The following is a 25643-nucleotide window of genomic DNA, read 5'->3' as shown; positions in this document are numbered from 1 at the left end:
ATGAATCTGTTGAGGAAATTATCTTGGTTTTTTAATTTAGAGAAGAAGCGCTACTTGATCGGGATAGGGTCCTTGATCTTGGTTAGCTTTTTAAATCTCATTCCTCCAAGAATCATGGGACTTGTGATTGATTTGATCGATAAAAGAAGGCTTACACTAGGGCAGTTAGTTATGGATATTGCCCTTTTGGTCCTCGCAGCTCTAGCCATGTATGGACTTCGTTTTGTTTGGAGACGCTATATTTTTGGGACGGCCAATAAGTTGGCTCGGATCTTGCGTTACCGTTTGTTCAAGCAATTTACGCTCATGTCTCCATCTTTTTATCAGCGTTATCGCACAGGGGATCTCATGGCCCATGCTACTAATGATATCAATGCGGTAACCATATTTGCTGGTGGTGGGGTTATGTTTGCTGTAGATGCTTCTGTGACAGCCTTGGTGACCCTAGTCAGCATGTTTTTCATGATTGATTGGCGCTTAACCCTCTTGGCTATTTTGCCCCTACCGGTTATGGTGGTAGTGACTTCAGCCATTGGACGCAAAAACCACCAAGCCTTTAAAGAGTCCCAAGAAGGCTTCTCAGAGCTGAACAACTTTGTTCAGGAATCAGTATCAGGGGTTAAGGTGACCAAATCTTTTGGCTTTCAGGCAGATGAGATTCGGGCTTTTGAAAAGACCAATCAGATGGTCTTTCGAAAAAATATGACTTCCGCCGGTTACAGTGCTTTGTTTGATCCGACCACTCTTCTTTTTGTCGGTCTCTCCTATGTCTTGACGCTCTACTTCGGGGGACTATTTGTTCAGGAAGGGAGCCTGACGGTTGGACAAATCGTAACCTTTATTACCTATCTTAATATGCTCATCTGGCCCTTTCAAGCCATGGGCTTCTTGTTTAATATTAGTCAGCGTGCTAGCGTCTCCTTTGATCGGGTTGAGACACTTTTAGCAGAAATACCTGATATTCAAGATCCGAGTCAACCAGTCACAGTCATTCAAAATGGCGATCTGGAATATAACATTAAAGAATTCGCCTATGAGAAAGAGCCTGTCCTTGAAAAGCTTGCCTTTCATTTAGAAAAAGGGCAAACCCTTGGGATTGTGGGGCCAACTGGATCTGGAAAGACCACCTTGTTGCGTCTCTTGCTTAGAGAGCACGACTTGGAGCAGGGAGATATCTTGCTAAATGGAATCTCCATCAAACATTATCGCTTAGAAGATCTTCGAAGCTTGATCGGCTACGTCCCTCAAGATCAGATCCTCTTTGCCATGACCATTCGCGAGAATGTAGCTTTTTCAGATCCACAGATCAAGGAAGAAGAGGTGATGAAGGCTCTGAGAACTTGTGGAGTTTATGAAGATATTCTGGCCATGCCAGACCAGATGGAGACAGTGCTGGGAGAGAGAGGTGTCTCTCTTTCTGGCGGACAAAAGCAACGGATTGCCATGAGTCGTGCTTTGGTCATGAATCCTGAGATCTTGATCTTGGATGATTCACTGTCTGCAGTAGATGCTAAAACGGAGCACCAAATCATTGAAAATATGAAGCAGGAACGTAAGGGGAAAACAACGATCATCACAGCCCATCGCCTATCAGCGATCGTTCATGCGGATTTGATTCTGGTAATGGAGAATGGACAGATCAAAGAGCGAGGCAATCACGAGGAATTAATGAGTCAAAAAGGTTGGTACTATGAAACCTACCAAGCTCAACAATTATCAGAAGAAATGGAGGGAAAGCTGAATGAAAACATCTGAAGCTCATGTTATGAAGCGGCTCTTGACTTACATGTGGCGTTATAAGTGGTTAACAGCCCTAGCCTTAGCCTTTACCTTCCTGACTAGTCTGTTATTGACGGCGATCCCTCTTGCAGCTCGCTGGTATATTGACCACCTAGTGGATCCAACAGAAGCCGGCTCTCCAGTACTGACAGCTTTTCAGTTTCTCATTCTCTACTATGGGTTATTCATTGGGCGCGTGCTGGCAACTTATCTGAGTCAGTTAACCTTTGCGCGTGTATCCAATTCTATCGTAAGAGATATCCGTTTAGATATTTTCCAAAATCTTCAAAGGCTGGGCATGTCCTTTTATGACCAGACAGCAGCAGGTTCGATTGTCTCGCGGGTGACCAATGATACACAGGCAGTCGCAGATATGTTTTCTACTGTCTTTTCAAGCCTGGTTTCATCCTTTTTACTCTTTCTAGTCACACTAGTAACCATGTTTAGCTTGGACTGGCATTTGACCATTTGGATCCTTCCTTTTCTTCCCATCATTTGGTTTTCTATTCGTCTCTATCGCAAGTTATCCAATCGCTTGGTCAAGATGACCCGACAAAAATTATCAGATATCAATGTGAAATTATCGGAATCGATCGAAGGAATGCGGATCGTGCAGGCCTTTCGTCAAGAAAAGCGTTTGACGGATGAATTCGAACAGATTAATGGGGAACATTTGAATTATGCCAACCGATCTGTAGATGTTAATTCCCTCTTTTTGAGGCCAGCTATGACCTTGTTACAGGTCCTGGCTTATGCGGTTATTCTAACCTTTTTCGGCCTAAATTGGCAGTCCTCTGGATTTACAGCCGGTCTTATCTATGCCTTTATCCAGTATGTTAGCCAGCTTTTCCAGCCTTTGATTGATGTCACCCAAAATTTTGCAACCTTGCAGACCTCGACCATTTCTGCAGGGCGTGTCTTTGAGATGATGGATCGAGACGACTATGAGCCTAAGCAAGCTGGTAGCCTGAAAGAAATTGAGCGGGGAGATATTCGTTTTGAGCATGTATCTTTTTCTTATGATGGTAAACGGGATGTCCTAAAAGATATCTCCTTTGAGGTCAAAAATGGACAAACCATCGCCTTTGTCGGTCATACTGGTTCTGGTAAATCCTCTATTATCAATCTCTTCATGCGCTTTTATGAATTTGATCGTGGCCAGATCTTGATTGATGGACAGGATATCAAGGACTACAGCAAGGAAGCCTTGCGCAAGTCCATCGGTTTAGTGTTGCAAGAACCCTTCCTCTATCATGGAACCATTGCTTCTAATATCCGAATGTATCATGAAGAACTGACAGATGAGGAAATCCGACAAGCAGCTGCATTTGTGGATGTAGCAGACTTTATTGAGAGTCTACCTGGTGGTTATGATCATCCGGTAACGGAGCGGGGTTCAACCTTGTCGACCGGTCAGCGTCAGCTTCTGGCTTTTGCCCGGACGATTGCTGCCCAGCCTAAGATCCTCATTTTGGATGAGGCCACTGCCAATATCGATCAAGAGACGGAAGAAATGATCCAAAACTCTCTGAAGAAGATGCGCCAAGGACGGACAACCATTGCAATTGCCCATCGCCTTTCTACCATCCAAGATGCCGATTGCATCTATGTTCTCGATAAAGGAAAAATCATCGAATCAGGCAACCACGACCAACTCATTGCTCTAGGAGGAACGTATAAGAAAATGTATGACCTTCAGGCCGGTATGATGAAATAAGGACAAACAAGGAGAGTGGGACAGAAATCGGTAATTCGTTAGAATTCGATTTCGTCGTCCCACCTCCGCACAGTTGAGTAGGGCTGTAAAAGCTGATGAAATCAGCGTAGTAGAGCCCACTCAACCACTGCGTCTTGCTCGACAATCCAAAAACAATTGAAAGGCTAGGACTTTTGTCCCAGCCTCTTGTTATTCTTTCTTGAAAGCTGTAAAATAAAGAAAAGAACAGAAAAAGGGAGCATACACCATGTCAAACGATCTGATCCTGATGGGAGTTGTTATTGTCTTATTTGGACTTTATTTCACTCTTCAAGTTGAGCTCAATAAAGTCAGAAATCAATTTACCCACTATCTTCTAAAACCAGGTAGTATTTCCAAGGAACAAAGAGAGAAGTACCTCAAAGAACCAGAGATGGAAGCGATTCGCCTGATTCGTCTCGATTATCGGATCGGCCTTCAAAATGCCAAACTTATCTATGAGCAATTGAAGAAATAAGAAAGACCCTCGTATAGTCTATACGAGGGTTTCTCATTCAAAAAAAGCTGTAAGTTTTGGTAAAACATTGGCCACATCTGCTGATTTGATCTTGGCGAGTTGATAAGGACAAGAAGTGATGTAGGCTGCTTCAAAGAAATCAAGCGGGAGTCCACTGTGTTTTAAGGCAGCAAGAGATTTGACCTGATGAAGATCTAGTAGGAGCCCATCGTGGGTCAGGGTCAGATGGGGTAGAAGAGGAGATTGGGTCATCAAGGTCTTTAGATTGGCTTCTTCCTCTTTTTTTCTGGCTAGGAGTCGCTTTTTATTGGTCAGATACATACCGTTATCAATGTAGAGACTTAAGGCCTTTTGCATGATCAGATTGCTATCATAGTCCAGAATCGTCTTATAGGTCAAGACCGGCTTTAGAAGGGCTTGGGGAAGGATCATGGAAGTGATGCGAAGTGCAGAGAAGAGATTGGTTGAAAAAGATTTGATATAGATGACCCGGTCCTTTTGATCCAAATAATGAAAAGATGGAGCATTGCTGCCATCAAGATCTCCCAAATAGTCGTCCTCAACAAGGTATACATCATATTGGTCAGCTAGTTGCAAGATCGCTTCTTTCTGCTTGGTCGAATAGCTATGACCAAGCGGATAGTGAAAACGGGGGATCGTGTAGAAGAATTTGATATGGCCACTTTTGAAAATCTCTTCAAGTTCCTCGAGATCAATTCCCATTAAATTTCGTTGAATGGTCCGAAAGGCAAGTTGCTGCGAATCTAAGAGTTGGTTCATCCGATGATAAGTCGGTTGCTCGATCAAGATCTGCGATTTTTTATTGGGAAAGTCAATCTGGCTGAGGATATTGAGCGCCTGCTGGGTACCAGCAGTCAAAACAATCTGATCCGCAGTCGTATAAATACCTTCTTCCTTCAATAAGCCTTGAATGGATTGGCGTACTTCGAGTAAGCCTGCTTGGTCCGAAAAGTTGTTGAAGAGATAATTCTCCCGTCCAATCAAGGTTTCATTGATACAGGTCCTGAAGTCCTCGATAGCCTGGTTGCGGTCTTTCTCTAATTTTAGTGGAAGATCCTCATGTCGATCAGGTGCCTGCTCCAAAACATAGTAGCCACTTTGAGGTTTAGCATAGAGGAAATGCTGGTAAGTCAAGTCCAGCAAGGCTCGTTGTACCGTGTCCTTACTACAAGAAAATTGACGGGCTAACTGACGAACAGATGGAATTTTCTGTCCGGTTTCTAGTTCACCATCTTGAATAGCTTTTTTTAAAACATGAATAATTTCTTGGTATTTGCTTGTCTTCATCCTGACTGTCCCCATACAGTTTTTTTCTATTGTACAGAAAAAATCACAAAAAAACCACTCTGAAGAGTGGTAGCAGTATTACATAAAGTAAACGATGGCTAAATACTGAAGAGCAGAAGCTGCAAGGATGAAGAGGTGCCAAATCATGTGGAAGTATGGTTTTTTCTTAGCATAAAAGCCAGCTCCAACCGTGTAGCACAGACCGCCCATGAGCATGAGACCCCAGAAGATCGGATTGGTTTGGCTAACGATTTGGGGAATAATAAAGATGACCAACCAGCCCATGATCAAGTAAAGAGCGAGACTGAACTTTTCATTGACTTTTTTGGCAAAGATTTTGTAGAGAATACCAAAGATGGTGGTCCCCCATTGGATCAAAATAATGCTGTAGCCCATCCAGTTGTTCATCAAGGTAAGGACAACCGGTGTGTAACTACCTGCGATCGCGATGTAGATCATGGAATGGTCTATAATACGAAGCACATACTTTTGAGGTGAATCATAAGACATAGCATGGTAGACGGTCGAAGACAGAAACATCAAAAAGAGACTGATCACAAAGATAGAAGTCCCAAAAGCACTGAGAAGACCGTGTTGCTCAAAGCTATAGACTGCTGAGATCGGAAGCAAGATCAGCATGAGGAGGGCGCCAACAGCATGGGTTACACTATTAGCGATCTCTTCTCCAAAGGATAATTTTTTACTTAGTTTCATGGTGTAATTCATCAGTTTCTTCCTCCGTTTTTACTGGTTGAATATAAGATAGGGTTTCAAGATAAAGTTGAACTGTCTGACAGGCAGAGCGAATGATAGGAGCGATCGGCTCTTTTTGCTCATTGAGATAAGCGACAAAGCTATTATAGAGAAGATCTGAACTCGCTTGGTCCTGCAAGAAATTTAAGGTAGAAGCGATCTCCTGAATAGAAAAGACCGTTTTTAAGGTTGTAATAGCAATCAAGCGAGCCACCTGTCTACGCTGGTATTTCTTCTTATCTGGTTTTTCAACATAGCCATGTTTCACGTAATTGTTGATCATGGCAGCCGTCAAGCCCTTGTCTGAAGAAGAGAGAACAGGTGCACAGGTTTTATTGACATAAAGTAGGACCTGATCGAGATAGAGGTCTAGCTCAGGCAGTTGCTCCCACGTTGGATAGGAAAAAGTGGACACTAAATCTTCTCCTTTCTTTAATCTAGTTTTCATAACTAGATAATAACATTAATAAAAACTCCTGTCAAGAAAATTTGAAAATTATGGTACAATAGATCTATGAAACTATTAATTCCATCCGCTAAAGAACTGAACGAACAGGCTCGTATCGTCGAGTCCCAACCCTTGTCAGAGAACACAAAAATCATCCTCCAAGCTTTGAAGGCATTCTCCCTAGAAGAATTAGCGACCTTTTACGGGATCTCAGAGGAAAGAGCTCTAGTAGAAAAGGAAAGAATTGAGGCTCTGTTAGCTGGGAGTGCCAAGACCTATCCTGCTTTAGAACTGTTTGATGGCCTCATGTACCGTAGTATCGAGCGTCAAGACTTATCCGAAAAAGAGCAGACTTATCTGCAGGAGCATTTGTTGATCACGACTGCTTTATACGGTGTGCTACCTGCCTATGAAGGGATTGCTCCTCATCGCTTAGATTTTATGATGAAGCTAAAACCAGCTGGAAAGTCTCTAAAGGTACTTTGGAAGGAGGACTATGATCAGGCAGTAGAAGGAGAAGAACAGATCTTATCTCTTTTGTCCTCTGAGTTTGAACTAGTTTTTTCAAAAGCTATTCGTGAGCGAATGATTCGGATCAAATTCATGGAGAATCGTGGTGGGACACTAAAGATTCACTCAACGATTTCAAAGAAAGCACGTGGGGCCATGGTGACAGCTATGATGAAGGAAGAAATCACCCATCTAAAAGATTTGAAATCATTAGAAGTAGCAGGTTTCTCTTATCGTGAGGATTTATCGCAAGAGAAAGAATGGGTCTTTGTGAAAGAATAAAAATATTCCTGAGAAGCGTCAGGAATATTTTTTAAATCTGTTAGATAAAGAGAATGCACGATGAAAACTCCAAAATAGAGGATTTTGGAGTCAGAATCGTCTTGAGCAATTGGCTTAGGCAATATTTTTAAATTTCTTCAACAATTCTTGCAATTCAGCTTGTTCATTACTGTTAAAGACTTGCATCAAGCGTTGAATATTTTTGATATGATCTGGAAGTGCTTCTTCAATTTTTTGACGTCCCGCATCTGTGATGGACACAAGATAGGCACGACGGTCCTCAGGATCTGTTTCGCGCGTAATCCAACCATCTCGGACCATATTTCGGATAACCACAGTCATATTTCCAGAGGTCGCAAGAATGCTGTCAATCAAATCTTGAATGCGAAGATCGCCCTTGCTATACAAGGTTTCAAGTACAGAGAATTGGGTCGGTGTCAACTGATGCTTTTTAAAGATATGGGCCTCAGATGCGCGAATCAATCGTTCTGCCTTGTGGAAGACGATCAGGGTTTTTAAATCTACATTTGCTTCTTTAAATAATCTCTTTAAATTTTCCATACCTATATTTTATCAATAAATAGTATTTCTGTCATTTAATTTTATTATCAAATTAATTACAAAATTATGACAAAATTATTAATAAATCGACACAGAATGCATAAAGTGTTGATTTAGCTTTATTTATCAAATTATTTTATACCATAATATTATACACCAAGTGTAATAATCGTAACAATTCTTTCTTGAAAATCTATAGAATTATAAGTGGCTTTGGTGTATAATGAGGGAGTGAAACAGAAAAAAAATCATTTTATGTTATGGCAACATGTAATAGGAATCTGTATCTTAGCGATGACGGTACTCTTTTCTAGCCTTTTTCTTGTAGAGAAGACTTCTGATCGATTGCAAGATCAATTGGTAAAGAATAGAAAAACGGCCTTTTCTCACTCTTCGATGGTGACGGTTGACACAGAAACCGTTTTTCATGGACAAAAAGCTTATGCTTCCTTTATTGGAAAAGATCAAGCTGGAAAAAAACTGGCCGTCTTAGTTGATCAGGCAGATAATACAGTTTATGCTTATTCTTTAGAAGATGGGATTAGCCAAAAAAAAGCAACTGCGATTGTAAAAGAGGAGAGTCAGGACGCGATTGATCGTGTAACTTTTGGTCGCTTTAAAGGCAAACCGATCTGGGAAGTCAAGGCTGGGAGCTCTTATTATGTGGTAGATTTCAAGACTGGGAAAGTCATTGGTGTTTTTTAAGATTTGAGGAGGAAATATGAAATTATCAAATCGTGTATTGGAAATGGAAGAAAGTGTGACCTTGGCTGCAAATGCGCGTGCCAAAGCTTTGGCAGCAGAAGGTCGTGATATCTTGAGTTTGACCCTGGGTCAACCTGACTTTGCGACTCCAAAAAATATTCAAGAAGCAGCAGTCGCATCGATCGAGGATGGTCGCGCTAGCTTTTATACGGTTGCATCTGGACTTCCAGAATTGAAGGATGCCATTAGTGACTATATGAAGGGATTTTATGGCTATGCAGTGAACCGTAATGAGGTTGTGGTTGGTACTGGTGCTAAGTTTATCCTCTATGCCTTCTTTACTTCTGTCATCAATCCAGGTGATGAAGTCATCATTCCAACCCCTTGCTGGGTTTCTTATGTAGACCAGGTTAAGATGGTAGAAGGCACACCTGTTACTTTCCAAACAACAGAAGAAAATCACTTCAAGGCAACGGTAGAGCAACTGGAAGCAGCACGGACAGACAAGACCAAGGTGGTCTTGCTGAATTCGCCATCCAATCCAACAGGAATGATCTACAGTAAAGAAGAGCTCGAAGCAATTGGAAATTGGGCTGTTGAGCATGATATCTTGATTTTGGCAGACGATATCTATGGGCGATTGGTCTACAATGGCAATACCTTTACGCCTATTTCTAGCTTATCAGAAGCGATTCGCAAGCAAACTATCGTGATTAATGGAGTTTCTAAAACCTATGCTATGACTGGTTGGCGGGTTGGTTTTGCTGTAGGAGATCCTGAGATTATCGGAGCTATGGCCAAGGTGATTAGCCAAACAACATCCAACTTAACAACCGTTTCCCAATATGCCGCAATCGAAGCCCTCACAGGAGATCAATCTTCTATTGAGATCATGCGTCAGGCTTTTGAAGAGCGTTTGAATACTATTTATCCTTTGTTGAATGAAGTGCCTGGTTTTGAAGCCATCAAACCTCAAGGAGCATTCTATCTCTTCCCAAATGTCAAGAAGGCCATGGAGATGAAGGGCTATACGGATGTGACGGAATTTACCACAGCAATTTTAGAAGAAGCAGAGGTTGCTTTAGTAACAGGAGCTGGCTTTGGTGCCCCTGAAAATGTTCGCTTGTCTTATGCGACGGATTTGGATACCCTTAAAGAAGCTGTTCGCCGACTCAAGGCCTTTATGGAAAAATAAAATCGTAAGATCCTTAGTAATGAGCTGAGGATCTTTTTCTTTAAAAAATATCTGGTTTTCACAGGTAGAATCTAGCACTGAAAGCCTTTTTATGATACAATTAAGAAGATAATGTCTTCGGACAAGTTTAACGAGAAAAGGAAGATGAATGATGACAAAACGGATTACTATCATCGAAGTAAAAGACTATGTTGGTCAAGAAGTGACCATCGGTGCTTGGGTGGCCAATAAATCAGGTAAAGGAAAAATTGCTTTCTTGCAATTGCGTGACGGAACTGCCTTTTTCCAAGGTGTAGCTTTCAAACCAAACTTTATCGAAAAATTCGGAGAAGAAGTGGGTCTTGAAAAATTTGACACCATCAAACGCTTGAGCCAAGAAACATCAGTGTTTGTGACTGGTATTGTCAAAGAAGACGAGCGTTCTAAATTTGGTTACGAATTGGATATTACGGACATCGAAGTCATCGGTGAATCTCAAGATTACCCAATCACTCCAAAAGAACACGGGACAGACTTCTTGATGGATAACCGCCACTTGTGGTTGCGTTCACGTAAACAAGTCGCTGTCATGCAAATCCGTAATGCTATTATCTATGCAACTTATGAGTTCTTCGATAAGAACGGTTTCATGAAGTTTGATAGTCCAATTCTTTCAGGAAATGCGGCGGAAGATTCAACTGAACTGTTTGAAACAGACTACTTTGGAACACCAGCCTACTTGAGCCAATCAGGTCAGCTTTATCTTGAAGCTGGTGCAATGGCCCTTGGTCGCGTCTTTGACTTTGGTCCAGTATTCCGTGCTGAAAAATCTAAGACTCGCCGTCACTTGACTGAGTTCTGGATGATGGACGCTGAGTACTCTTACTTGACACATGATGAATCACTTGACTTGCAAGAAGCATATGTCAAAGCTCTTCTTCAAGGTGTTTTGGATCGTGCTCCTCAAGCCTTGGAAACATTGGAGCGTGATACGGAGCTCTTGAAACGCTACATTGCTGAACCATTCAAACGCATCACTTACGATGAAGCGATTGATCTCTTGCAAGAGCATGAAAACGATGAAGATGCGGATTATGAGCATTTGGAACATGGAGACGACTTCGGTTCACCACATGAAACATGGATTTCAAACCACTTTGGTGTGCCAACCTTCGTGATCAACTATCCAGCTGACATCAAGGCCTTCTACATGAAGCCAGTTCCTGGTAACCCAGACCGCGTGCTTTGTGCCGACTTGCTCGCACCAGAAGGCTACGGAGAAATCATCGGTGGTTCAATGCGTGAGGAAGACTACGACGCTCTTGTTGCGAAGATGGAATCTCTTGGCATGGATCGGACAGAGTATGAATTCTACCTTGACCTTCGTAAATACGGTACAGTTCCACACGGTGGATTTGGTATTGGGATTGAACGGATGGTCACTTTCGCAGCTGGTACTAAACACATCCGTGAAGCCATTCCATTCCCACGTATGTTGCATCGTATCAAACCTTAATAGACGTAAAAACGCCATTAGGCGTTTTTAACTTTTATATTTGCTCCTAAAAACTATGAAAGGAAACTCAATGCTGAAAATAGACATCATCGATGGGAAAGAATACGAGGATGGTCAGGGGGCTTTGATCGCAGATCTAGACCATAGTATTCAACAGATGCTCAAGACTTCCTATCCTGAAAGTCAAATGGATGATTTTATCACGTATAAAAATTTGAGCCAATATTGTATGGATTATCTAGGTCAGATTATTGATCGTGCCAATGATAAAAACGAAGCCATTAAACAGCAGGTAACAGCTGTCATGCCTGAAAGCGAGCGTCCCTTTAACGTTGAAGACCGCTTGACAGCCAGCTATACCTTCGGTCAGCGGGTGGCGGATTCGGTTGCACGCTTTGGTGGTTCATGGACTTTTATCATTAGTTTTATCCTGATGATGGCTATTTGGATGCTGATCAATGTCCTGCATCCTTTTGGCTTGAATTTTGATCCTTATCCGTTCATCTTGCTCAATCTTGCGCTTTCTACTATTGCGGCGATTCAAGCTCCTTTGATCATGATGAGCCAAAACAGGGCAGCAGATTATGATCGCCTGCAAGCGCGAAATGACTTTAACGTCAATATGGAGTCGGAAAGAGAAATTCGCTTACTGCATACGAAGATTGATCATATGGTTCAGCAAGACCAGACGGATTTACTGGAAATTCAAAAGTTGCAAACCGAATTGTTGGTGTCCTTGTCTAATCAATTGGCCCAGCTGCGTCAAGAAATGAATCAAGAAAAAATGAAGGAGGTGGAGAAGATGTAGGCAAATCTAAGTAAGTCTTTTAGAAACACTTATATAATCTATTGAAAGAGGAAAAACAATGTTTAAAAGAACTTACAAACGCAATATTTCACTCCTAACAGGTTTGGAATTTACATCTTATTTTGGAATCACCAGTTTTTGGATTTTATTTTTTATTCAGAATGGTCTTTCTTTACTTCAAATTGGTCTATTAGAGAGTATCTTTCATGGGACGAGCCTTTTATGTGAGATTCCATCTGGTATGTTGGCCGATCGATTTAGCTACAAGACTAATCTCTATTTGGCTCGCTTGTCCAGTATTGGATCCTCGATCTTGATTTTATTTGGTCAGGGGAATTTTTGGATCTATGCCATTGCTATGATGGTCAATGCTTGGTCTTATAATTTTGACTCGGGGACCAGTACAGCTTTCTTATTTGATTCAGCTGTGGCAGCAGGTCAAAAAGACCGTTATCTTCAGATTTCTAGCTTCTTGTCTGGTGTGGCCGAAGTCACCCGAACGTTAGGTACAGTCGTGGCAGGCTTCTTTATTCACGGAGCATTGGCTTGGACCTATTATATTGCTATTGGGCTTTCCTTGCTTTCCATTCTTTTGATCTTTCTGATGAAAGAACCAGAGAGCAAGAGTGATGAAAGAAATCATTTGACCTTAAAGCGGATATTGGAGGTAGTGAAACAAGAATGGCAGGAAAAACCAGTCTTGTTTTACTGGATGCTCACTTATCAGTTGGTAGGGACCATCATGTGTATGTTTTATTTTTACTACCAACAGAAAATTAGTGACTTAGCTAGTTGGCAAGTTTCGCTCATCATGTTAATTGGTAGTGGATTCAATCTCCTAGCGGTTTATTTGGCCAGTCAAATCGGAAAAAAATGGAATAGTAATCAAGTCTTTCCGATTCTAGTTGCACTGACAGGTTTGGTCTTGCTTTTGGTAACATTCAAGACTCCATTTGCCTATCTGAGTGTCTATCTCTTGACCAATGCCCTTTATGCCGTTTACCAACCCATCTACTACAATGATTTACAAGCTTATCTACCTTCCAGTGTGCGAGCAACCATGCTGAGTATCAATTCGATGATGTTTAGTCTATCTATGATTGTCATTTTCCCACTGACTGGTTGGTTCATTGATAGCTGTGGCTTTGTAGCTGTGTTTCTTGTGCTAGGCCTGATAACATTCCTATCTTTCCCTCTCTTACTGATTGGATTAGGGAAAATGGGCAAGATATTAAACAAGGGGACAAAGACGGAATAAAATTGCTGACCACATCTAGTCAGTATTCAACTCTCTCGGCTCTGCAGGGAGAGTTTTTTCATCTTAAGAATTTGTGGTAAAATATGTATATCTATAAAAAAAGAATCGAGTCGTATGAAATCATTATTGAAGTATTTTAAGGGCTATCTATGGGAAACTTTTCTAGGGCCCGTGTTTAAACTCTTAGAAGCTATTTTTGAATTGTGTGTCCCCTTAATCATCGCCCACTTAGTCGATCAGGTCATTCCGAAAAAGGAAACGAGCGCAGTGGTGATGACGGTCGGTGTTTTGTTTTTATTTGCGAGCTTTGGGGTTGTCGTAGCTATTACGGCCCAGTATTTTTCTTCTAAAGCAGCTGTCGGATTTACCCGCGAGATGACCAAGGATTTGTATGAGAAGATCTTATCGCTTCCAAAGGACAAGAGAGATAGGATCGGTACTTCTAGTTTGGTAACCCGTCTTACTTCTGATACCTATCAAATCCAGGTTGGGATCAACCAATTCTTGCGTCTCTTTTTGAGAGCACCGATTATTGTCTTTGGATCTATCCTCATGGCCTTCACCATCAGTCCTAAACTCACTCTTTGGTTCCTGGGGATGGTGGCGATTTTAACCCTGATTATCGTTATCATGTCTCGGATTGTCAATCCGCTCTTTTCCAAGATTCGGAACATTACAGACCGGATGGTTACGGTGACGCGTCAGCAATTTCAAGGGATGCGGGTGATTCGGGCCTTTGGACAACAGCCTGGTGAATTAGAAGATTTTAGAGAGGTCAATCAGGACTACAAGATTTGGCAAATTCGTGCTGGTATCTGGTCTAGTTTGGTGAGTCCCTTGACCTTCCTTGTGGTCAATACGACCTTGATTTGTGTCATTTGGCAGGGACAATTGAATATCTCTGCTGGCCTTCTAACCCAAGGGATGTTGGTCGCTTTGGTCAATTATTTATTACAAATTTTAACAGAATTGATCAAACTCGCTATGCTGGTTACGTCTTTAAATGTCAGCTATATTTCAGCCAAGCGTGTCCAAGAGATTTTTGATTTGAAGGAAGAAGACCTCTTAGAAGCTTTGCTAGAAGAAACTGCAACAGAGCAAGAAGCGATCAGCGCCCAGAAAGTTTCTTTCACTTATCCAACGGCTTCAAGCCCAGCTCTAGAAAATATTTCCTTTGTTCTGGATCATGGACAGATGTTGGGAATTATCGGTGGTACAGGATCTGGGAAATCCACCCTGGTTCAGTTATTGAGTCATTTGTATGCCGTTAGTCAGGGGAAATTAGCCCTCTATCATCAAGGTCACTCTCCTAGAACTCTCAAGGAGTGGCGGGAGTGGGTGGCTGTTGTCCCACAGAAGGCAGAGCTCTTTAGAGGGACTATCCGCTCGAATCTCTTACTAGGGATGGAAGAAAATCTATCGGATGATGATTTGTGGTGGGCACTAGAAACAGCTCAGGCGGCTGATTTTGTCCGTGAAAAAGAAGGACAACTGGATGAGCCAGTGGAAGCCTTTGGCCGAAATTTCTCAGGAGGCCAACGTCAACGGTTGACCATTGCGCGTGCCCTTTTGAAGAAGGCTTCTTTCTTGATTTTGGATGATTCGACCTCCGCCTTGGATTATTTGACGGAAGCACGTCTCTTAAAATCGATAAAAGAAGAATTGAGTGATACAAGTTTGATCTTAGTATCTCAACGAACCAATAGTCTTAAGTCTGCTGATCAGATTTTGGTCTTGAACAAGGGACATCAAGTAGGACTGGGAAATCATGATTTCCTTTTGTCTACCAATGAGATTTATCAAGAAATTCATTATTCACAACACGGGAGGGAGGAAGCATGAGTCAAAAACGCCCTAGTTATTTAAAACGTCTGTTTAGAGATTTTGCTCACCATCCCGGGCTCCTGATTCTAGCTAGTCTCGGAACCATCGCTCAAGTGGCCTTAACGGTCTGGTTACCGATCCTGATCGGACATGCGGTTGATTTAGTCATCAATCCTCAAGGGATGACAGTCTTATGGCCTGTTCTGATCCAAATGGTTCTGGTCATTGTGGCCAATACCTTGATCCAATGGATCAATCCTCTTGTCTACAATCAATTGGTCTATCGGTTTAGCCAAAGCCTGAGGGCAGAAGTGATGGAAAAAGTACACCGATTGCCCTTGTCTTATCTAGATAAACAAGGGAGCGGGGACTTTGTCAGTCGTCTCACAACCGATGTAGAGCAACTTAATAGCGGTCTTCTCATGGTTTTTAACCAGTTCTTTGTAGGCCTCTTAACCATTCTTGTCACCATCGTGACCATGGCAGAATTGGATTTCTTTATGATGGTGGCGGTTCTGGTCTTGACCCCTTTATCCCTGTTGATTGCTCGTTTTATTGCCAAGCGTTCTTATACACTTTTCCAAAAGCAGACTAAGGCGCGTGGTCTTCAAACTCAGTTGATCGAAGAGTCCTTGACCCAGGAAAGTTTGATCCAGTCCTTTAATGCTCAGGATCAATTCCGTACGACTTTTAAGGGGACGAATGAAAGCTATGCCAATTATTCCCAATCCGCTGTCTTTTATTCCTCAACTGTCAACCCTGCCACTCGCTTTGTGAATGCCTTGATTTATGCGGTAGTGGCTGGATTTGGTGCTGTACGCATTATTTCGGGATCTCACTTTACTGTTGGTCAATTGGTGACCTTCCTCAATTATGTCAACCAATACACCAAGCCTTTTAATGATATCTCTTCTGTCTTGTCAGAACTCCAAAGTGCCCTTGCCTGTGCAGAGCGTTTGTACAGCGTCTTGGATCAAGCTGAGGTCGAAGAGACAGGCCATCAGATTCTGGAAAGTCAGGATGTCAAAGGTGCGATTGGTTTTGAGCATGTCTCATTTGGCTATGATTTGGGGCGGACCTTGATCAAAGATTTAACCATTCATGTTCCAGCTGCCAGTAAAGTGGCCATTGTAGGGCCTACAGGAGCAGGAAAATCGACCTTGATTAATCTGCTCATGCGTTTCTACCCTGTTAATTCTGGAGAGATCACGATTGATGGGGTACCAATTACGGACTATACTCGTGCTTCTTACCGCCAACAATTTGGTATGGTTCTGCAAGAAACCTGGCTCAAGGTCGGGACCATTCATGAAAATATCGCCTTTTCTCGTCCAGATGCAACTAGAGAAGAAGTCATAGAAGCAGCCAAAGCAGCCAATGCAGATTTCTTCATTCGGCAGTTGCCAAAAGGGTACGATACGTATCTTTCAGATGCTGGAGAGTCTTTGTCCCAAGGTCAACGCCAACTCTTAACGATTGCGCGGGTTTTCCTTTCAGTTCCTAAGATTTTGATCTTGGATGAGGCGACATCCTCCATCGATACTCGGACTGAGGTCTTGATTCAAGATGCCTTTAATCAACTCATGAAAGGACGGACCAGCTTTATCATTGCTCACCGCTTATCGACCATTCAAAATGCCGATATGATCCTTGTCATGGTGGATGGCGACATTGTTGAGCATGGTACTCATGAAGAGCTAATGCAAGCGCAAGGTGTTTACTACAAGATGCAGACAGCTCAGCAACAGATTAGTTAAAATGAAAAGAGAGTGGGACAGAAATCGGTAATTCGTTAGAATTCGATTTCGTCGTCCCACCTCCGCACAGTTGAGTAGGGCTATAAAAGCTGATGAAATCAGCGTAGTAGAGCCCACTCAACCACTGCGTCTTGCTCGACAATCTAAAAATAATTGAGAGGCTAGGACTTTTGTCCCAGCCTCTTTTTTAGTCTAAAAAAACATCTAGCAAAATTGCTAGATGCTTCAGGAACCACTCGTTTTTATCTTTTTAAACGTTTAGAACCTTATCCAAGAATTCTTTCAAACGTGGGTGTTGGGGGTTGTCGAAGATTTGGTCTGGTTTGCCGTCTTCAAGGAATTCACCGTCTGCTGTGAAGATGACGCGGTTGGCTACTTGGCGAGCAAATCCCATCTCGTGGGTAACGATGATCATGGTCATGCCTTGCTCTGCCAACTCTTTCATAACGTTCAATACATCTCCAACCATCTCAGGGTCAAGGGCAGAAGTAGGTTCGTCAAAGAGCATAATATCTGGATTCATGGCAAGTCCCCGTGCGATAGCCACACGTTGTTTTTGACCACCGGAAAGGCTGTTTGGATTGGCATCGGCTTTATCTGCGAGACCAACTTTTTCCAACAATTCCATCCCAACTTTTTGAGCTTCTTCACGGGTCATCAGTTTGTGCTCTACTGGCGCAAACATAATGTTTTCAAGGACGCTCATGTGAGGGAAGAGGTTGAAGTGTTGGAAAACCATCCCGATATTTTCACGGACCAAATCAACATTGGTTTTCGGATCGGTTAGATCATATCCATTTACGGTAATTTGACCTTTTGTCACTTCTTCGAGGAGATTGAGACTACGAAGGAAGGTCGATTTACCAGAACCGGACGGTCCAATAATGCAGACCACATCCCCTTCGTAGAATTTTGTTGAGATTCCTTTTAAGACCTCATTTTCACCATAGTATTTGTGGAGGTCATGGACATCAATTTTTAATTTAGCCATTAGTTAACCTTCTTTTCTAATTTTTTTGCAAATCGTGTTAGCAAGGTGATAATCACGAGGTAGAAGACGGCAAGGATCGCATACATCTTGAAACTTTGGTAGTTTCGAGCAATGATGATCTTACCAGTTTGGAAGAGTTCTACCAATCCGATCGCAGAAACGATAGTCGTATCTTTCAGGGCAATGACGAATTGGTTAACAAAGTTTGGAAGCATGAGTTTGGTTGCTTGTGGCAAGATGATCTTACGCATGGTCTTGCCATAAGAGATCCCAAGGCTTCGGCTAGCTTCCATCTGTCCAATCGGTACAGCTTGGATCCCCCCACGGACAATTTCTGCGATATAGGCAGCAGCATTGAGAGAGAGGGCAATAGTACCTGCGACAAAGTCGTTGATTGGGGATTGATGACCTGTGACCGATTCAATCAAGTTTGGAATTCCCCAGAAGATGAAGGCAGCAAGGATCATCAATGGGATCCCACGAATAACATCGACAAAGATTTCTGCTGTCCAGCGGAGCCATTTATAAGGGCTAACACTAAACATCCCAAAGATAACACCGATCACCATAGCAATCGCGAAAGAGAGAAGTGCAAGGGCTAGAGTCACACCCAAACCACTTAACAATTGTTTGTAATTGTTTTGGAGCAAGCCCCAAATCGTTGTTTCATCTACAGCTGTACTTGAAGTAGATTTGCTATCTGATTTAAGGTATTTATCAAGAATCTTTTGGTATTGGCCACTTTTCTTCAAGTTTGCAAGCCCGTTATTGAACATTTCGATCAATTCAGGATTTTCTCCTTTTTTAACGGCAAATGCTAGTTGACCACTTGGAGTACCTTCGATAGGTGTTTTGAATTTACGTCCTTGTTTAATAGCGTATTTGATAACAGGTTCGTCATCCATGATCGCCGCAACAGAACCAGAATTCAAACTATCATACATAGAAGCTCCGTCAGAGAACGTTTTTATCTTGTAACCATATTTCTTTTGGTTTTCTTCAAGGAAGTTTTGTGAGGAAGTACCGTTTTTAACACCGACTGTCTTTCCTTTAAGGTCATCATAAGAATCAATCTTGCTACTTTCTTGAACGGCTAGAATAGAATTGGCCGTGTAGTATGGTTCAGAAAAATCAAATGTTTCTTTCCGAGCATCTGTAACAGTCATCCCTGCGATCATTCCTTGCGCATGGCCGGATTGAACATCACTTATCGCAGCATCAAATCCAGGATTGTCAATCTCGATGGTAAATCCTTGGTCTTTAGCAATAGCTTTGATCAAGTCCATATCAATCCCTGTGTATTTGTTTTTTCCATTTTGGAAGACAAATGGTGCAAAGGAAGAATCACTTGAAATGCTATATTTTGATTTTTTAGGAGTTGCTTTTTGACCAGCAGGAGTGGTGGTTTCTGGAACGGCACTGTTACTTGATGATTGGCTTTCACCTGTCCATTTCTTGATAATCTCATCAAGTGTTCCATCAGCTTTCATTTGAGCGAGAGCCTTGTTAAATTCAGTGATCAACTTTTCATGATTTCCACCTTTTTTAACACCAAAGGCAAAGCCACCGACTGCTTCCCCATCCATATTGATAGCTAGATCTTGACCCTTTTGAATGGCATATTGAATGACGGGTTGATCATCCATGACTGCATCCACTGCACCAGCTGATAAACTGTTGTACATGAGATCGCCAGTATCAAAAGTCTTGATCTTGTAGCCGTACTTGTCCTTATTTTTATCGAGGAAGCGTTGGGCTGCAGTGCCGTTTTTAACACCGACTGTCTTCCCTTTTAATTGGCTGTACTTAGTGATTTTGTCAGCTTTTTTAGTCGCAATGACAACTTTTGTATCGTAGTAAGTATCAGACATGGTGAAGACTTTTTCACGTTCTGTTGTTTTGGTCATCCCTGCCATGATGGCATCCGCTTGACCAGCTTGAACTGCATTGACCGCTGCATCAAATCCCGGGAAGGATTTGTCCAAATCCCAGCCATTGATTTCAGCGACCTTGTCCAAGATTTCTACGTCAATTCCTTTATAGGTTTGATCTGAATCCTTAAATTCAAACGGTGCATATGCTGTGTCGAAAACGACCTTGATCGTTTCAGCATGAGCATGACCAGCGAATGCAACGAAAGGAAATAAGAAAAGCAAACATGCTAGTAATTTTTTCTTCATTTCTGTCTCCTTATAATTCTTTTCTCTTTGGGTATTTGACCCATGAGCACATTGACCAAAGGATGGCCTTAAAAAACAAATCATTCATACCAAAACGAGTATGAATGGTCTTATGTTTTTCTACAAAAGCTATTATATCAGAAAATAGTTTGCTTTGCAAGAAAAATCGAGTTTTCATGTTAGGTTTTATAACATGAGACGATATTGCAGCTCTAGATTTTCTTTGCTACAATGGAACTATCAGATAAATGGAGGTTGATCATGAAGAAAGGAAAGATCATTCAGGATATAAAAACTAACACCCCATGGCCAGTTCTTATTTCTATACTATTCTATGTATTATTAGCATTCCTCTTTATAGAAGGAGGACTTTGGATTGGTAGTGAACTTGTGGGGCCATTTTCCTTAGTGATCGGTTTTCTAGTGGACTTCTTTTCACCAGGAAATGGGATAGCAAGTATTCAAGAATTTTTCTACCATTATTTTCTCTATTATGAGCTCTTCAGTTTTGTAATCATTCTGTTCCTCTTTATTTTTTGGGTAAAGGTCATAGAGAAGAATACATTATCAAGCTTAGGCTTTGTAAAAAGGAATTGGCTTAAGTATCTAGGTTGGGGGATCATGTTTTCCCTTGTTCAAATGGGAGTGATCGCGCTTGTCTACCAAGTAAGTGGAATTGGGTCTTTTGAGCTTAATGAATTAAGTTTAGAACCCCTCCTCTTTATCCTCGGCTTATTCCCATTTTGGCTTCTCCAAGGGGGGACGGAAGAAGTGGCCACACGAGGTTGGCTCCTGACTCGGATTGCTGCAAGAACTAATTTGCCTTTAGCGATCGCGATTTCTAGTAGTCTCTTTGGCTTTCTTCATCTGGGAAATTCAGGAGTGACCTTCTTATCCGTACTGAATATTGTTCTTGATGGAGTGCTAGCTGGTCTTCTCCTTATCTACACCGATAGTATCTGGCTAGTGGTCGCCCAACACGGCACTTGGAACTATCTACAAGGAAATCTCCTTGGTTTTCAAGTCAGTGGGACGGGCGCAGATGTGTCTATCTTTAGCTTTACCATGGGTTCAGGACCTGACTGGTTGACCGGAGGGGAATTTGGAGCAGAAGGATCGATCATCACGACATTGGTTCTTCTTTTATCCCTAGTAATTGTCTATTGCTTAGGGGAGAGGAAAGAAAAGTTTGATGACTAACCTCTCTGTAATGTCTGAAAGTCAAATAAGAAAAAGACAAACACCAAAAATGACGTTTGTCTGCATTCTGAGTCGAACACATATTGATGAGTTCGGCTTTTTCTATATAATAATGGGAATGATTAGCTTGACTTGTGCACCATTATGAGTATTTTCTAAATGCATAGTTCCATTATGAAGTTTCATGACGCGTTTCACGAAAGATAAACCAAGTCCAAAGTGACTTTCTTGAGAGGGTGTTCTTGCTTGGTCCTCTTTATAGAAAAGATTTCCAGCATGTTGTAATACATTTTTTGAAAAAGTAGATTGATTATTCCATATGGTTAGAACTAATCGATTTTTTTCTTGTGACATTGTTAGCTGGATCTTTGCATCATTATCTTTTTGATGTTGTATTGCATTATTAATAATATTTGTGATTGCTCGAAAAAATAAATTGGAATGAATGGCAATTTGTGTTGATGGAGTTACTGTATTTGAAAAAACAAATTGTGTATTTCTCGGGAGTAAAGGAGTGATCTGTTCCTTCAATTGATGAGTTACTTGTTGAATTGATATGTTTTCAAGTTGAATATCATGGTCATAAAAAGTTTTGGAGTATTGGATGAAGTGGTTAAAATAATCATTTAATTGAATACTTGCTTGCTCCAGATCTTTTAGACATTCCATTGTTTGAGGTGTTTGCTCGGTGGATTGTAAGAATTCGGCATTTCCTCTGATGACAGTTAGAGGGCTACGAAGATCATGTGCAGCGCTAGATACTTGAAACATGAGTTCTTTTTTTTGATCTTTTTCATTTTGAATTCTATTTTTTATTTCAGATTGCATTTTTTCGATCAGATCGTTTGTTTCAATGAATTCTTTAATCTGCAAATGGTGATGTTCATTTTTGGTGAAATATAGACCACTATGATAAACCATGTTCATTTCTTTTTGAATCTTGGTTAATAATTGTCTAATATTTATTACAATGATAAAAATTAAAATAATGCAAAGATATATCCAAGAACTGACGCTAAAAAATAAAGCAAAGTGATTGGCATTTTTCTCATTAATTCCAGATACAGAAGATAGAAGAGCTGGAACTATGTAAAAAAGTATCAGACATAGAAGAAATTGCCAAATGATTTTAAGGTAGGTACGCTTAATGAGTTGCTTGATTGTCAATTCTTTTTCCATTTGTATCCTCCTCCCCAAACGGTTTTGATGGGATCAATTTGATGAATCTTAAATTTTTGTCTAATTTGATAGATGTATTCAGTGATGGATCGTAGTTGTGCATCAGAGTCTATAGGATAAAGATAATTGTAAAGTTCTTCTATGCTAAATATTCGGTTTTCATTTTTTGCTAAAAGGTAAAGTAAATCAAACTCTCTCTTGGTCAATGAAATTCTCTTTGATTGATAATAAACTTCTTGACTATCTCGATAAAAAGTTATATTTGAATCCATCTCTTCTTTAGAGGCGTTGTGAGATCTTTCTTCCCTACGAAGATGCATTTGAATTCTTGCAATCAATTCCTTTATTGCTGAATGGTTTTGTGATGTAATCATCGGCTCCGGCTTGTATTCCTTTTAGTAAATCTTCTTCAAAATCTTTAGCAGTTAGAAATAGGATTGGAGTAGTAATTTGTGAACGAATGGAACGACAGATTTCTAAACCAGAAATAGGCATCATGACGTCAAGTAAAATTAGATCGAATCCAGTAAAGTCACAGATATTAATCTCCTCTATATTTTTACGAGTTTCCACGTGAAAGTTGTTGGCTTTTAATGTATTCGCTATTAATCGTAAGATTTTTTCATCATCGTCAATGGCTAAAATTTTATGCTTCATAGTCCCTCCAATTATATGAGCATATTATAGCAAATATAGAATGCAATTTGTTAGAAATGAAGAAAATAATTATTCTGATAATTTCCTGATTTTCTCCTGTTATACTTGCTCCAAGTGAAGGTGGAATTTCACTAAAAGTTAGAAAGGAAAAAGAATGAATGATAACAATTCAAAAGCTACATAAGGAATATAATAATAAAATTGTCCTTCAAAACGTGTCTTTCAAAGCCAAAAAAGGTGAGATTACTGGATTGATTGGACCGAATGGATCTGGAAAATCAACTTTAATTAGAATTTTGCTTGGTTTAGAAAATAGTCAAATGGGAATGGCGTTGATCGATGGGAAAAAATACTCTCAATTGGGAGATAATCCTTTTTGTATTGTTGGATCATTCCTAGATAGTTGTCAACCTTATCCAACTAGAACAGGATTTCAGCATCTTCGGTGGATTGGCTTGGCTTGTGGCGTTGACAAAAATAGGTGCAAGGAATGTTTAGAGTTGGTGGGGTTAAGTGAAGCTAAAAATAAAAAAGTAAAAGACTATTCATTAGGAATGAAGCAACGTCTTGGGTTAGCAACAGCCTTATTAGCAAATCCTGACATCTTAATTTTAGATGAACCAATCAATGGACTAGATCCAGAAGGAATACGCTGGGTACGCAATTTTTTGCAGTCTTTTGTCAATGAAGGTAAGTCTGTATTAATGACAAGTCATTATATGAGTGAGTTAGAATTAACTGTAGATCATTTGGTTGGGATTTCTAATGGGAAGATTGTTATTGATGCTCCTACCAAAGACATTTTGAAACAGTTTGGATCTTTTGAGGAGGCATATTTTAAGGCACTCGAAGGGAAAGAAGGTGAATAATATGTTGAAGCGTTCCTTTTTTAGTGACCTCTATAAATATTGTAGTTTACCTACTTTTAAATTCACTTTTTTTCTTATTTTGGGAGTCAGCATATTTTTTTCAATTCAAAATATCCAGGTGATAAATGCTTTAGTAGAAGGAAATGGACAGGCTGTTAACCTTGATCCATCTATGCTATCATCGAATCCAGTCTATACAGTCAGAGATGCTCTCTTATCCTCACCCTACCAAGCAAGTGTTATTTTCTTACCAATCTTAGTTTCACTTGTTTATTCAACCCATTACCAATTTGGTGATGATAATTTTACTCAGTTATTGATTCCTAACTGGAAAGTTCGCCTTACTGGTTTTATTGCAAGTTCGGTTGTCTTATCTCTACTTTCTACTTTAGTATTTTCTATAGTAAATGCTGTTATTTTACTCGTTTTTCTAGATTCAACTTTAAAGAATTATTTAGAATTGACTTTGTTTTTAGATGTTACGGTAAGAGTTATGATATTTGCAATCGTTCTTACTTTATTAGCTTTACTTTTCGTAATAGTAACGAAAAAATCAATGACTTCATTAATTGCAGACGTTTTGTTATTGGTAATCACTTTATCAGGTATTCTAAGAGGAATTTCTTCTAAAATAGAAAATCTCTTGCCTTTGATTGGAGCAAAGTCATTTGCTTTTGGCCGAATTGAAGGGATTCAAACGAGCCAATTATATGGATTTACACTTTTAGTAGTAGAAGGAATCTTGTTCTTGGTATTCATAATGCTTGTAGAAATGATTCGAATGAGGAGGAAGAATGGCAAGAATATTTTTTAGTCTTATCGTCAAAAAATATAGTTTAAAACCCGTAAAGTACCAGATAGCTATACAGTCACTTTTGATAGGTTTTGTGTGTCTCTTAGGTGTTTTACCAGTTTCAATCAATGATACTGTTGTACAATTATCTATAAAGCAAGCTCTTGTTTTTGCATCAATGCTCACTGTTAGTATTGGGTGTGTTAATGCATTTATTGAGTTACAATCACACGAAACAAAACTAGTTTATTTGGTAAGTGGAAAAAGGATCTTAAGTTCAATTCGGATCCTGTTCGTAGAGTTATGTGATGTACTACTCCAATCAACCTTAAATTTCATTGTACTGCTTATATGGTTTCATTTTTTTAGTAGCAAAAATGGTGTCAGTTTAGAACTTTTCAGTTTCTATTTGATTGGCTCCATCCAATATTTTTTAATTTCTTACTTCTTAAGTTATTTTTTCAAAAGTCCAATGGGGAGTTTAGCTATTTTGCTGCTATTTCCTATTTTGGTACAACCATTCATAGAAAGAGTAGTGGAACCAGTGACTAGTTATCTATTTTATAATATTATTGCGGAAACAATATTAGGGAGAGTTTCCTTTTTGCAACTCTGTACGTACGTTATTGGACTTGTATGCTCACTTGGAGCAACTCTCTACCTCTTGGTAAGGAACCAAGAAGTTAAGTAGTAAATTGATTTCGTAAAAATGATACCGATGAGCATACCTTGCTAATTTTGTATATCATGGACACTGATGTTTATTACGTATTGTATTGTTTTAGAATAAAAGACAAGACTTTCGAAGTAATTGCGAGAGTCTTGTTTAGTTTTCACTCTAATGCGTGTCCAATTAATTATTTTGTAATATGTTGTTT

General features: G+C 40.4%; 22 protein-coding genes and 1 pseudogene. 15 read left to right on the top strand and 8 right to left on the bottom strand.

What is annotated here, in order from left to right:
- The 3 genes from HMPREF0833_RS03260 to HMPREF0833_RS03250 all read left to right on the top strand — a co-directional run bounded on the left by HMPREF0833_RS03260 (position 1) and on the right by HMPREF0833_RS03250 (position 3992).
- On the top strand, positions 1–1755 hold the full coding sequence (locus HMPREF0833_RS03260; RefSeq protein WP_013903689.1) for an ABC transporter ATP-binding protein: 1755 nt from the start codon (positions 1–3) through the stop codon (positions 1753–1755).
- Positions 1742–3496 (top strand): ABC transporter ATP-binding protein, encoded by a 1755-nt coding sequence (locus tag HMPREF0833_RS03255; RefSeq protein WP_013903688.1) that lies wholly within the window; start codon positions 1742–1744, stop codon positions 3494–3496. Before HMPREF0833_RS03260 ends, HMPREF0833_RS03255 begins: the two co-directional genes overlap by 14 nt.
- Positions 3497–3743: 247 nt before the next feature.
- Positions 3744–3992, top strand: a complete 249-nt coding sequence (locus HMPREF0833_RS03250; RefSeq protein ID WP_003001593.1) for a hypothetical protein — start codon at positions 3744–3746, stop codon at positions 3990–3992.
- A 33-nt stretch (positions 3993–4025) separates the two neighbouring features.
- Here HMPREF0833_RS03250 and HMPREF0833_RS03245 read toward each other — a convergent pair whose 3' ends face one another.
- The 3 genes from HMPREF0833_RS03245 to HMPREF0833_RS03235 form a co-directional block, all read right to left on the bottom strand.
- Entirely contained in the window at positions 4026–5315 is a 1290-nt protein-coding gene (locus HMPREF0833_RS03245; RefSeq protein ID WP_013903687.1) for an aminotransferase-like domain-containing protein, read from the bottom strand.
- 63 nt (positions 5316–5378) lie between these two features.
- Positions 5379–6026, bottom strand: a complete 648-nt coding sequence (gene trhA / locus HMPREF0833_RS03240) for a PAQR family membrane homeostasis protein TrhA (protein WP_003011253.1) — start codon at positions 6024–6026, stop codon at positions 5379–5381.
- Entirely contained in the window at positions 6001–6501 is a 501-nt protein-coding gene (locus HMPREF0833_RS03235) for a DUF1836 domain-containing protein (protein WP_013903686.1), read from the bottom strand. The genes trhA and HMPREF0833_RS03235 overlap by 26 nt, the downstream gene beginning before the upstream one ends.
- Positions 6502–6567: 66 nt before the next feature.
- Between HMPREF0833_RS03235 and yaaA the strand changes: the two genes are divergently transcribed.
- Complete coding sequence (yaaA, locus tag HMPREF0833_RS03230) at positions 6568–7293, top strand: peroxide stress protein YaaA (RefSeq protein ID WP_013903685.1); 726 nt, start codon at positions 6568–6570, stop codon at positions 7291–7293.
- A gap of 114 nt (positions 7294–7407) precedes the next feature.
- On the opposite strand, the gene HMPREF0833_RS03225 is transcribed toward yaaA, so the two are convergent.
- The gene (locus HMPREF0833_RS03225; protein ID WP_003014723.1) at positions 7408–7854 is read right to left on the bottom strand and encodes a MarR family winged helix-turn-helix transcriptional regulator; all 447 of its coding nucleotides are present in this window, start codon (positions 7852–7854) and stop codon (positions 7408–7410) included.
- 255 nt (positions 7855–8109) lie between these two features.
- On the opposite strand from HMPREF0833_RS03225, the gene HMPREF0833_RS03220 reads away from it, so the two are divergent.
- From HMPREF0833_RS03220 to HMPREF0833_RS03190, 7 genes are all read left to right on the top strand, one after another.
- Positions 8110–8559: a cell wall elongation regulator TseB-like domain-containing protein gene (locus HMPREF0833_RS03220; protein ID WP_049784404.1), complete on the top strand. Its 450-nt coding sequence runs from the start codon at positions 8110–8112 to the stop codon at positions 8557–8559.
- A gap of 16 nt (positions 8560–8575) precedes the next feature.
- Positions 8576–9754, top strand: a complete 1179-nt coding sequence (locus tag HMPREF0833_RS03215) for a pyridoxal phosphate-dependent aminotransferase (protein WP_013903683.1) — start codon at positions 8576–8578, stop codon at positions 9752–9754.
- Positions 9755–9902: 148 nt separating this feature from the next.
- A complete protein-coding gene (gene asnS, locus HMPREF0833_RS03210; RefSeq protein ID WP_003014677.1) occupies positions 9903–11249 on the top strand; it encodes an asparagine--tRNA ligase in 1347 nt (448 codons plus the stop codon).
- Positions 11250–11319: 70 nt separating this feature from the next.
- The gene (locus HMPREF0833_RS03205) at positions 11320–12057 is read left to right on the top strand and encodes a DUF1003 domain-containing protein (protein WP_003014764.1); all 738 of its coding nucleotides are present in this window, start codon (positions 11320–11322) and stop codon (positions 12055–12057) included.
- Positions 12058–12115: 58 nt separating this feature from the next.
- Positions 12116–13315, top strand: a complete 1200-nt coding sequence (locus tag HMPREF0833_RS03200; protein ID WP_013903681.1) for an MFS transporter — start codon at positions 12116–12118, stop codon at positions 13313–13315.
- 114 nt (positions 13316–13429) lie between these two features.
- The gene (locus HMPREF0833_RS03195) at positions 13430–15157 is read left to right on the top strand and encodes an ABC transporter ATP-binding protein (RefSeq protein WP_013903680.1); all 1728 of its coding nucleotides are present in this window, start codon (positions 13430–13432) and stop codon (positions 15155–15157) included.
- Complete coding sequence (locus HMPREF0833_RS03190) at positions 15154–16896, top strand: ABC transporter ATP-binding protein (RefSeq protein ID WP_013903679.1); 1743 nt, start codon at positions 15154–15156, stop codon at positions 16894–16896. The genes HMPREF0833_RS03195 and HMPREF0833_RS03190 overlap by 4 nt, the downstream gene beginning before the upstream one ends.
- A gap of 250 nt (positions 16897–17146) precedes the next feature.
- Here the strand turns inward: HMPREF0833_RS03190 and HMPREF0833_RS03185 are convergent, their stop codons facing one another.
- Together HMPREF0833_RS03185 and HMPREF0833_RS03180 are read right to left on the bottom strand one after the other, a co-directional pair.
- Positions 17147–17887 carry an amino acid ABC transporter ATP-binding protein gene (locus HMPREF0833_RS03185; protein ID WP_003007564.1) on the bottom strand — a complete coding sequence of 247 codons (741 nt, stop codon included), beginning with the start codon at positions 17885–17887 and terminating at the stop codon, positions 17147–17149.
- Positions 17887–20067: an amino acid ABC transporter substrate-binding protein/permease gene (locus tag HMPREF0833_RS03180; RefSeq protein ID WP_041818224.1), complete on the bottom strand. Its 2181-nt coding sequence runs from the start codon at positions 20065–20067 to the stop codon at positions 17887–17889. The genes HMPREF0833_RS03185 and HMPREF0833_RS03180 overlap by 1 nt, the downstream gene beginning before the upstream one ends.
- A 261-nt stretch (positions 20068–20328) precedes the next feature.
- Here HMPREF0833_RS03180 and HMPREF0833_RS03175 point away from each other — a divergent pair, with 261 nt between their 5' ends.
- Entirely contained in the window at positions 20329–21267 is a 939-nt protein-coding gene (locus HMPREF0833_RS03175; protein ID WP_174221303.1) for a CPBP family intramembrane glutamic endopeptidase, read from the top strand.
- Between the two features lie 102 nt (positions 21268–21369).
- Here the strand turns inward: HMPREF0833_RS03175 and HMPREF0833_RS03170 are convergent, their stop codons facing one another.
- Both HMPREF0833_RS03170 and HMPREF0833_RS03165 read right to left on the bottom strand, forming a co-directional pair.
- Positions 21370–22446, bottom strand: coding sequence for a sensor histidine kinase (locus tag HMPREF0833_RS03170; protein ID WP_013903676.1), 1077 nt, complete (start codon positions 22444–22446; stop codon positions 21370–21372).
- Positions 22431–23103: pseudogene (locus HMPREF0833_RS03165) on the bottom strand (response regulator transcription factor). The gene HMPREF0833_RS03170 and the pseudogene HMPREF0833_RS03165 overlap by 16 nt, the downstream one beginning before the upstream one ends.
- A gap of 158 nt (positions 23104–23261) precedes the next feature.
- On the opposite strand from HMPREF0833_RS03165, the gene HMPREF0833_RS03160 reads away from it, so the two are divergent.
- Genes HMPREF0833_RS03160 through HMPREF0833_RS03150 form a run of 3 tightly spaced genes read left to right on the top strand, consistent with a single transcriptional unit; the run spans position 23262 to position 25456 of the window.
- Positions 23262–23972: an ABC transporter ATP-binding protein gene (locus tag HMPREF0833_RS03160; RefSeq protein ID WP_013903673.1), complete on the top strand. Its 711-nt coding sequence runs from the start codon at positions 23262–23264 to the stop codon at positions 23970–23972.
- A gap of 1 nt (position 23973) precedes the next feature.
- A complete protein-coding gene (locus HMPREF0833_RS03155) occupies positions 23974–24786 on the top strand; it encodes a hypothetical protein (protein ID WP_041818222.1) in 813 nt (270 codons plus the stop codon).
- Positions 24767–25456, top strand: coding sequence for a hypothetical protein (locus HMPREF0833_RS03150; protein WP_013903671.1), 690 nt, complete (start codon positions 24767–24769; stop codon positions 25454–25456). Before HMPREF0833_RS03155 ends, HMPREF0833_RS03150 begins: the two co-directional genes overlap by 20 nt.
- The last annotated feature ends 187 nt before the right edge of the window (positions 25457–25643 follow it).

This window comes from Streptococcus parasanguinis ATCC 15912, from assembly GCF_000164675.2.
Lineage (GTDB): Bacteria > Bacillota > Bacilli > Lactobacillales > Streptococcaceae > Streptococcus > Streptococcus parasanguinis.
Note: the sequence above shows the minus strand (reverse complement) of the source record. Positions and strands in the feature narration are given on the sequence as shown.

What these genes read in the sequence shown, in the direction of transcription:
- HMPREF0833_RS03260 (WP_013903689.1), top strand. Translation starts at nt 1, where the DNA reads ATGAATCTGTTGAGGAAATTATCTTGGTTTTTTAATTTAGAGAAGAAG.
- HMPREF0833_RS03255 (WP_013903688.1), top strand. Translation starts at nt 1,742, where the DNA reads ATGAAAACATCTGAAGCTCATGTTATGAAGCGGCTCTTGACTTACATG.
- HMPREF0833_RS03250 (WP_003001593.1), top strand. Translation starts at nt 3,744, where the DNA reads ATGTCAAACGATCTGATCCTGATGGGAGTTGTTATTGTCTTATTTGGA.
- HMPREF0833_RS03245 (WP_013903687.1), bottom strand. Translation starts at nt 5,315, where the DNA reads ATGGGGACAGTCAGGATGAAGACAAGCAAATACCAAGAAATTATTCAT.
- trhA (WP_003011253.1), bottom strand. Translation starts at nt 6,026, where the DNA reads ATGAATTACACCATGAAACTAAGTAAAAAATTATCCTTTGGAGAAGAG.
- HMPREF0833_RS03235 (WP_013903686.1), bottom strand. Translation starts at nt 6,501, where the DNA reads ATGAAAACTAGATTAAAGAAAGGAGAAGATTTAGTGTCCACTTTTTCC.
- yaaA (WP_013903685.1), top strand. Translation starts at nt 6,568, where the DNA reads ATGAAACTATTAATTCCATCCGCTAAAGAACTGAACGAACAGGCTCGT.
- HMPREF0833_RS03225 (WP_003014723.1), bottom strand. Translation starts at nt 7,854, where the DNA reads ATGGAAAATTTAAAGAGATTATTTAAAGAAGCAAATGTAGATTTAAAA.
- HMPREF0833_RS03220 (WP_049784404.1), top strand. Translation starts at nt 8,110, where the DNA reads ATGTTATGGCAACATGTAATAGGAATCTGTATCTTAGCGATGACGGTA.
- HMPREF0833_RS03215 (WP_013903683.1), top strand. Translation starts at nt 8,576, where the DNA reads ATGAAATTATCAAATCGTGTATTGGAAATGGAAGAAAGTGTGACCTTG.
- asnS (WP_003014677.1), top strand. Translation starts at nt 9,903, where the DNA reads ATGATGACAAAACGGATTACTATCATCGAAGTAAAAGACTATGTTGGT.
- HMPREF0833_RS03205 (WP_003014764.1), top strand. Translation starts at nt 11,320, where the DNA reads ATGCTGAAAATAGACATCATCGATGGGAAAGAATACGAGGATGGTCAG.
- HMPREF0833_RS03200 (WP_013903681.1), top strand. Translation starts at nt 12,116, where the DNA reads ATGTTTAAAAGAACTTACAAACGCAATATTTCACTCCTAACAGGTTTG.
- HMPREF0833_RS03195 (WP_013903680.1), top strand. Translation starts at nt 13,430, where the DNA reads ATGAAATCATTATTGAAGTATTTTAAGGGCTATCTATGGGAAACTTTT.
- HMPREF0833_RS03190 (WP_013903679.1), top strand. Translation starts at nt 15,154, where the DNA reads ATGAGTCAAAAACGCCCTAGTTATTTAAAACGTCTGTTTAGAGATTTT.
- HMPREF0833_RS03185 (WP_003007564.1), bottom strand. Translation starts at nt 17,887, where the DNA reads ATGGCTAAATTAAAAATTGATGTCCATGACCTCCACAAATACTATGGT.
- HMPREF0833_RS03180 (WP_041818224.1), bottom strand. Translation starts at nt 20,067, where the DNA reads ATGAAGAAAAAATTACTAGCATGTTTGCTTTTCTTATTTCCTTTCGTT.
- HMPREF0833_RS03175 (WP_174221303.1), top strand. Translation starts at nt 20,329, where the DNA reads ATGAAGAAAGGAAAGATCATTCAGGATATAAAAACTAACACCCCATGG.
- HMPREF0833_RS03170 (WP_013903676.1), bottom strand. Translation starts at nt 22,446, where the DNA reads ATGGAAAAAGAATTGACAATCAAGCAACTCATTAAGCGTACCTACCTT.
- HMPREF0833_RS03160 (WP_013903673.1), top strand. Translation starts at nt 23,262, where the DNA reads ATGATAACAATTCAAAAGCTACATAAGGAATATAATAATAAAATTGTC.
- HMPREF0833_RS03155 (WP_041818222.1), top strand. Translation starts at nt 23,974, where the DNA reads ATGTTGAAGCGTTCCTTTTTTAGTGACCTCTATAAATATTGTAGTTTA.
- HMPREF0833_RS03150 (WP_013903671.1), top strand. Translation starts at nt 24,767, where the DNA reads ATGGCAAGAATATTTTTTAGTCTTATCGTCAAAAAATATAGTTTAAAA.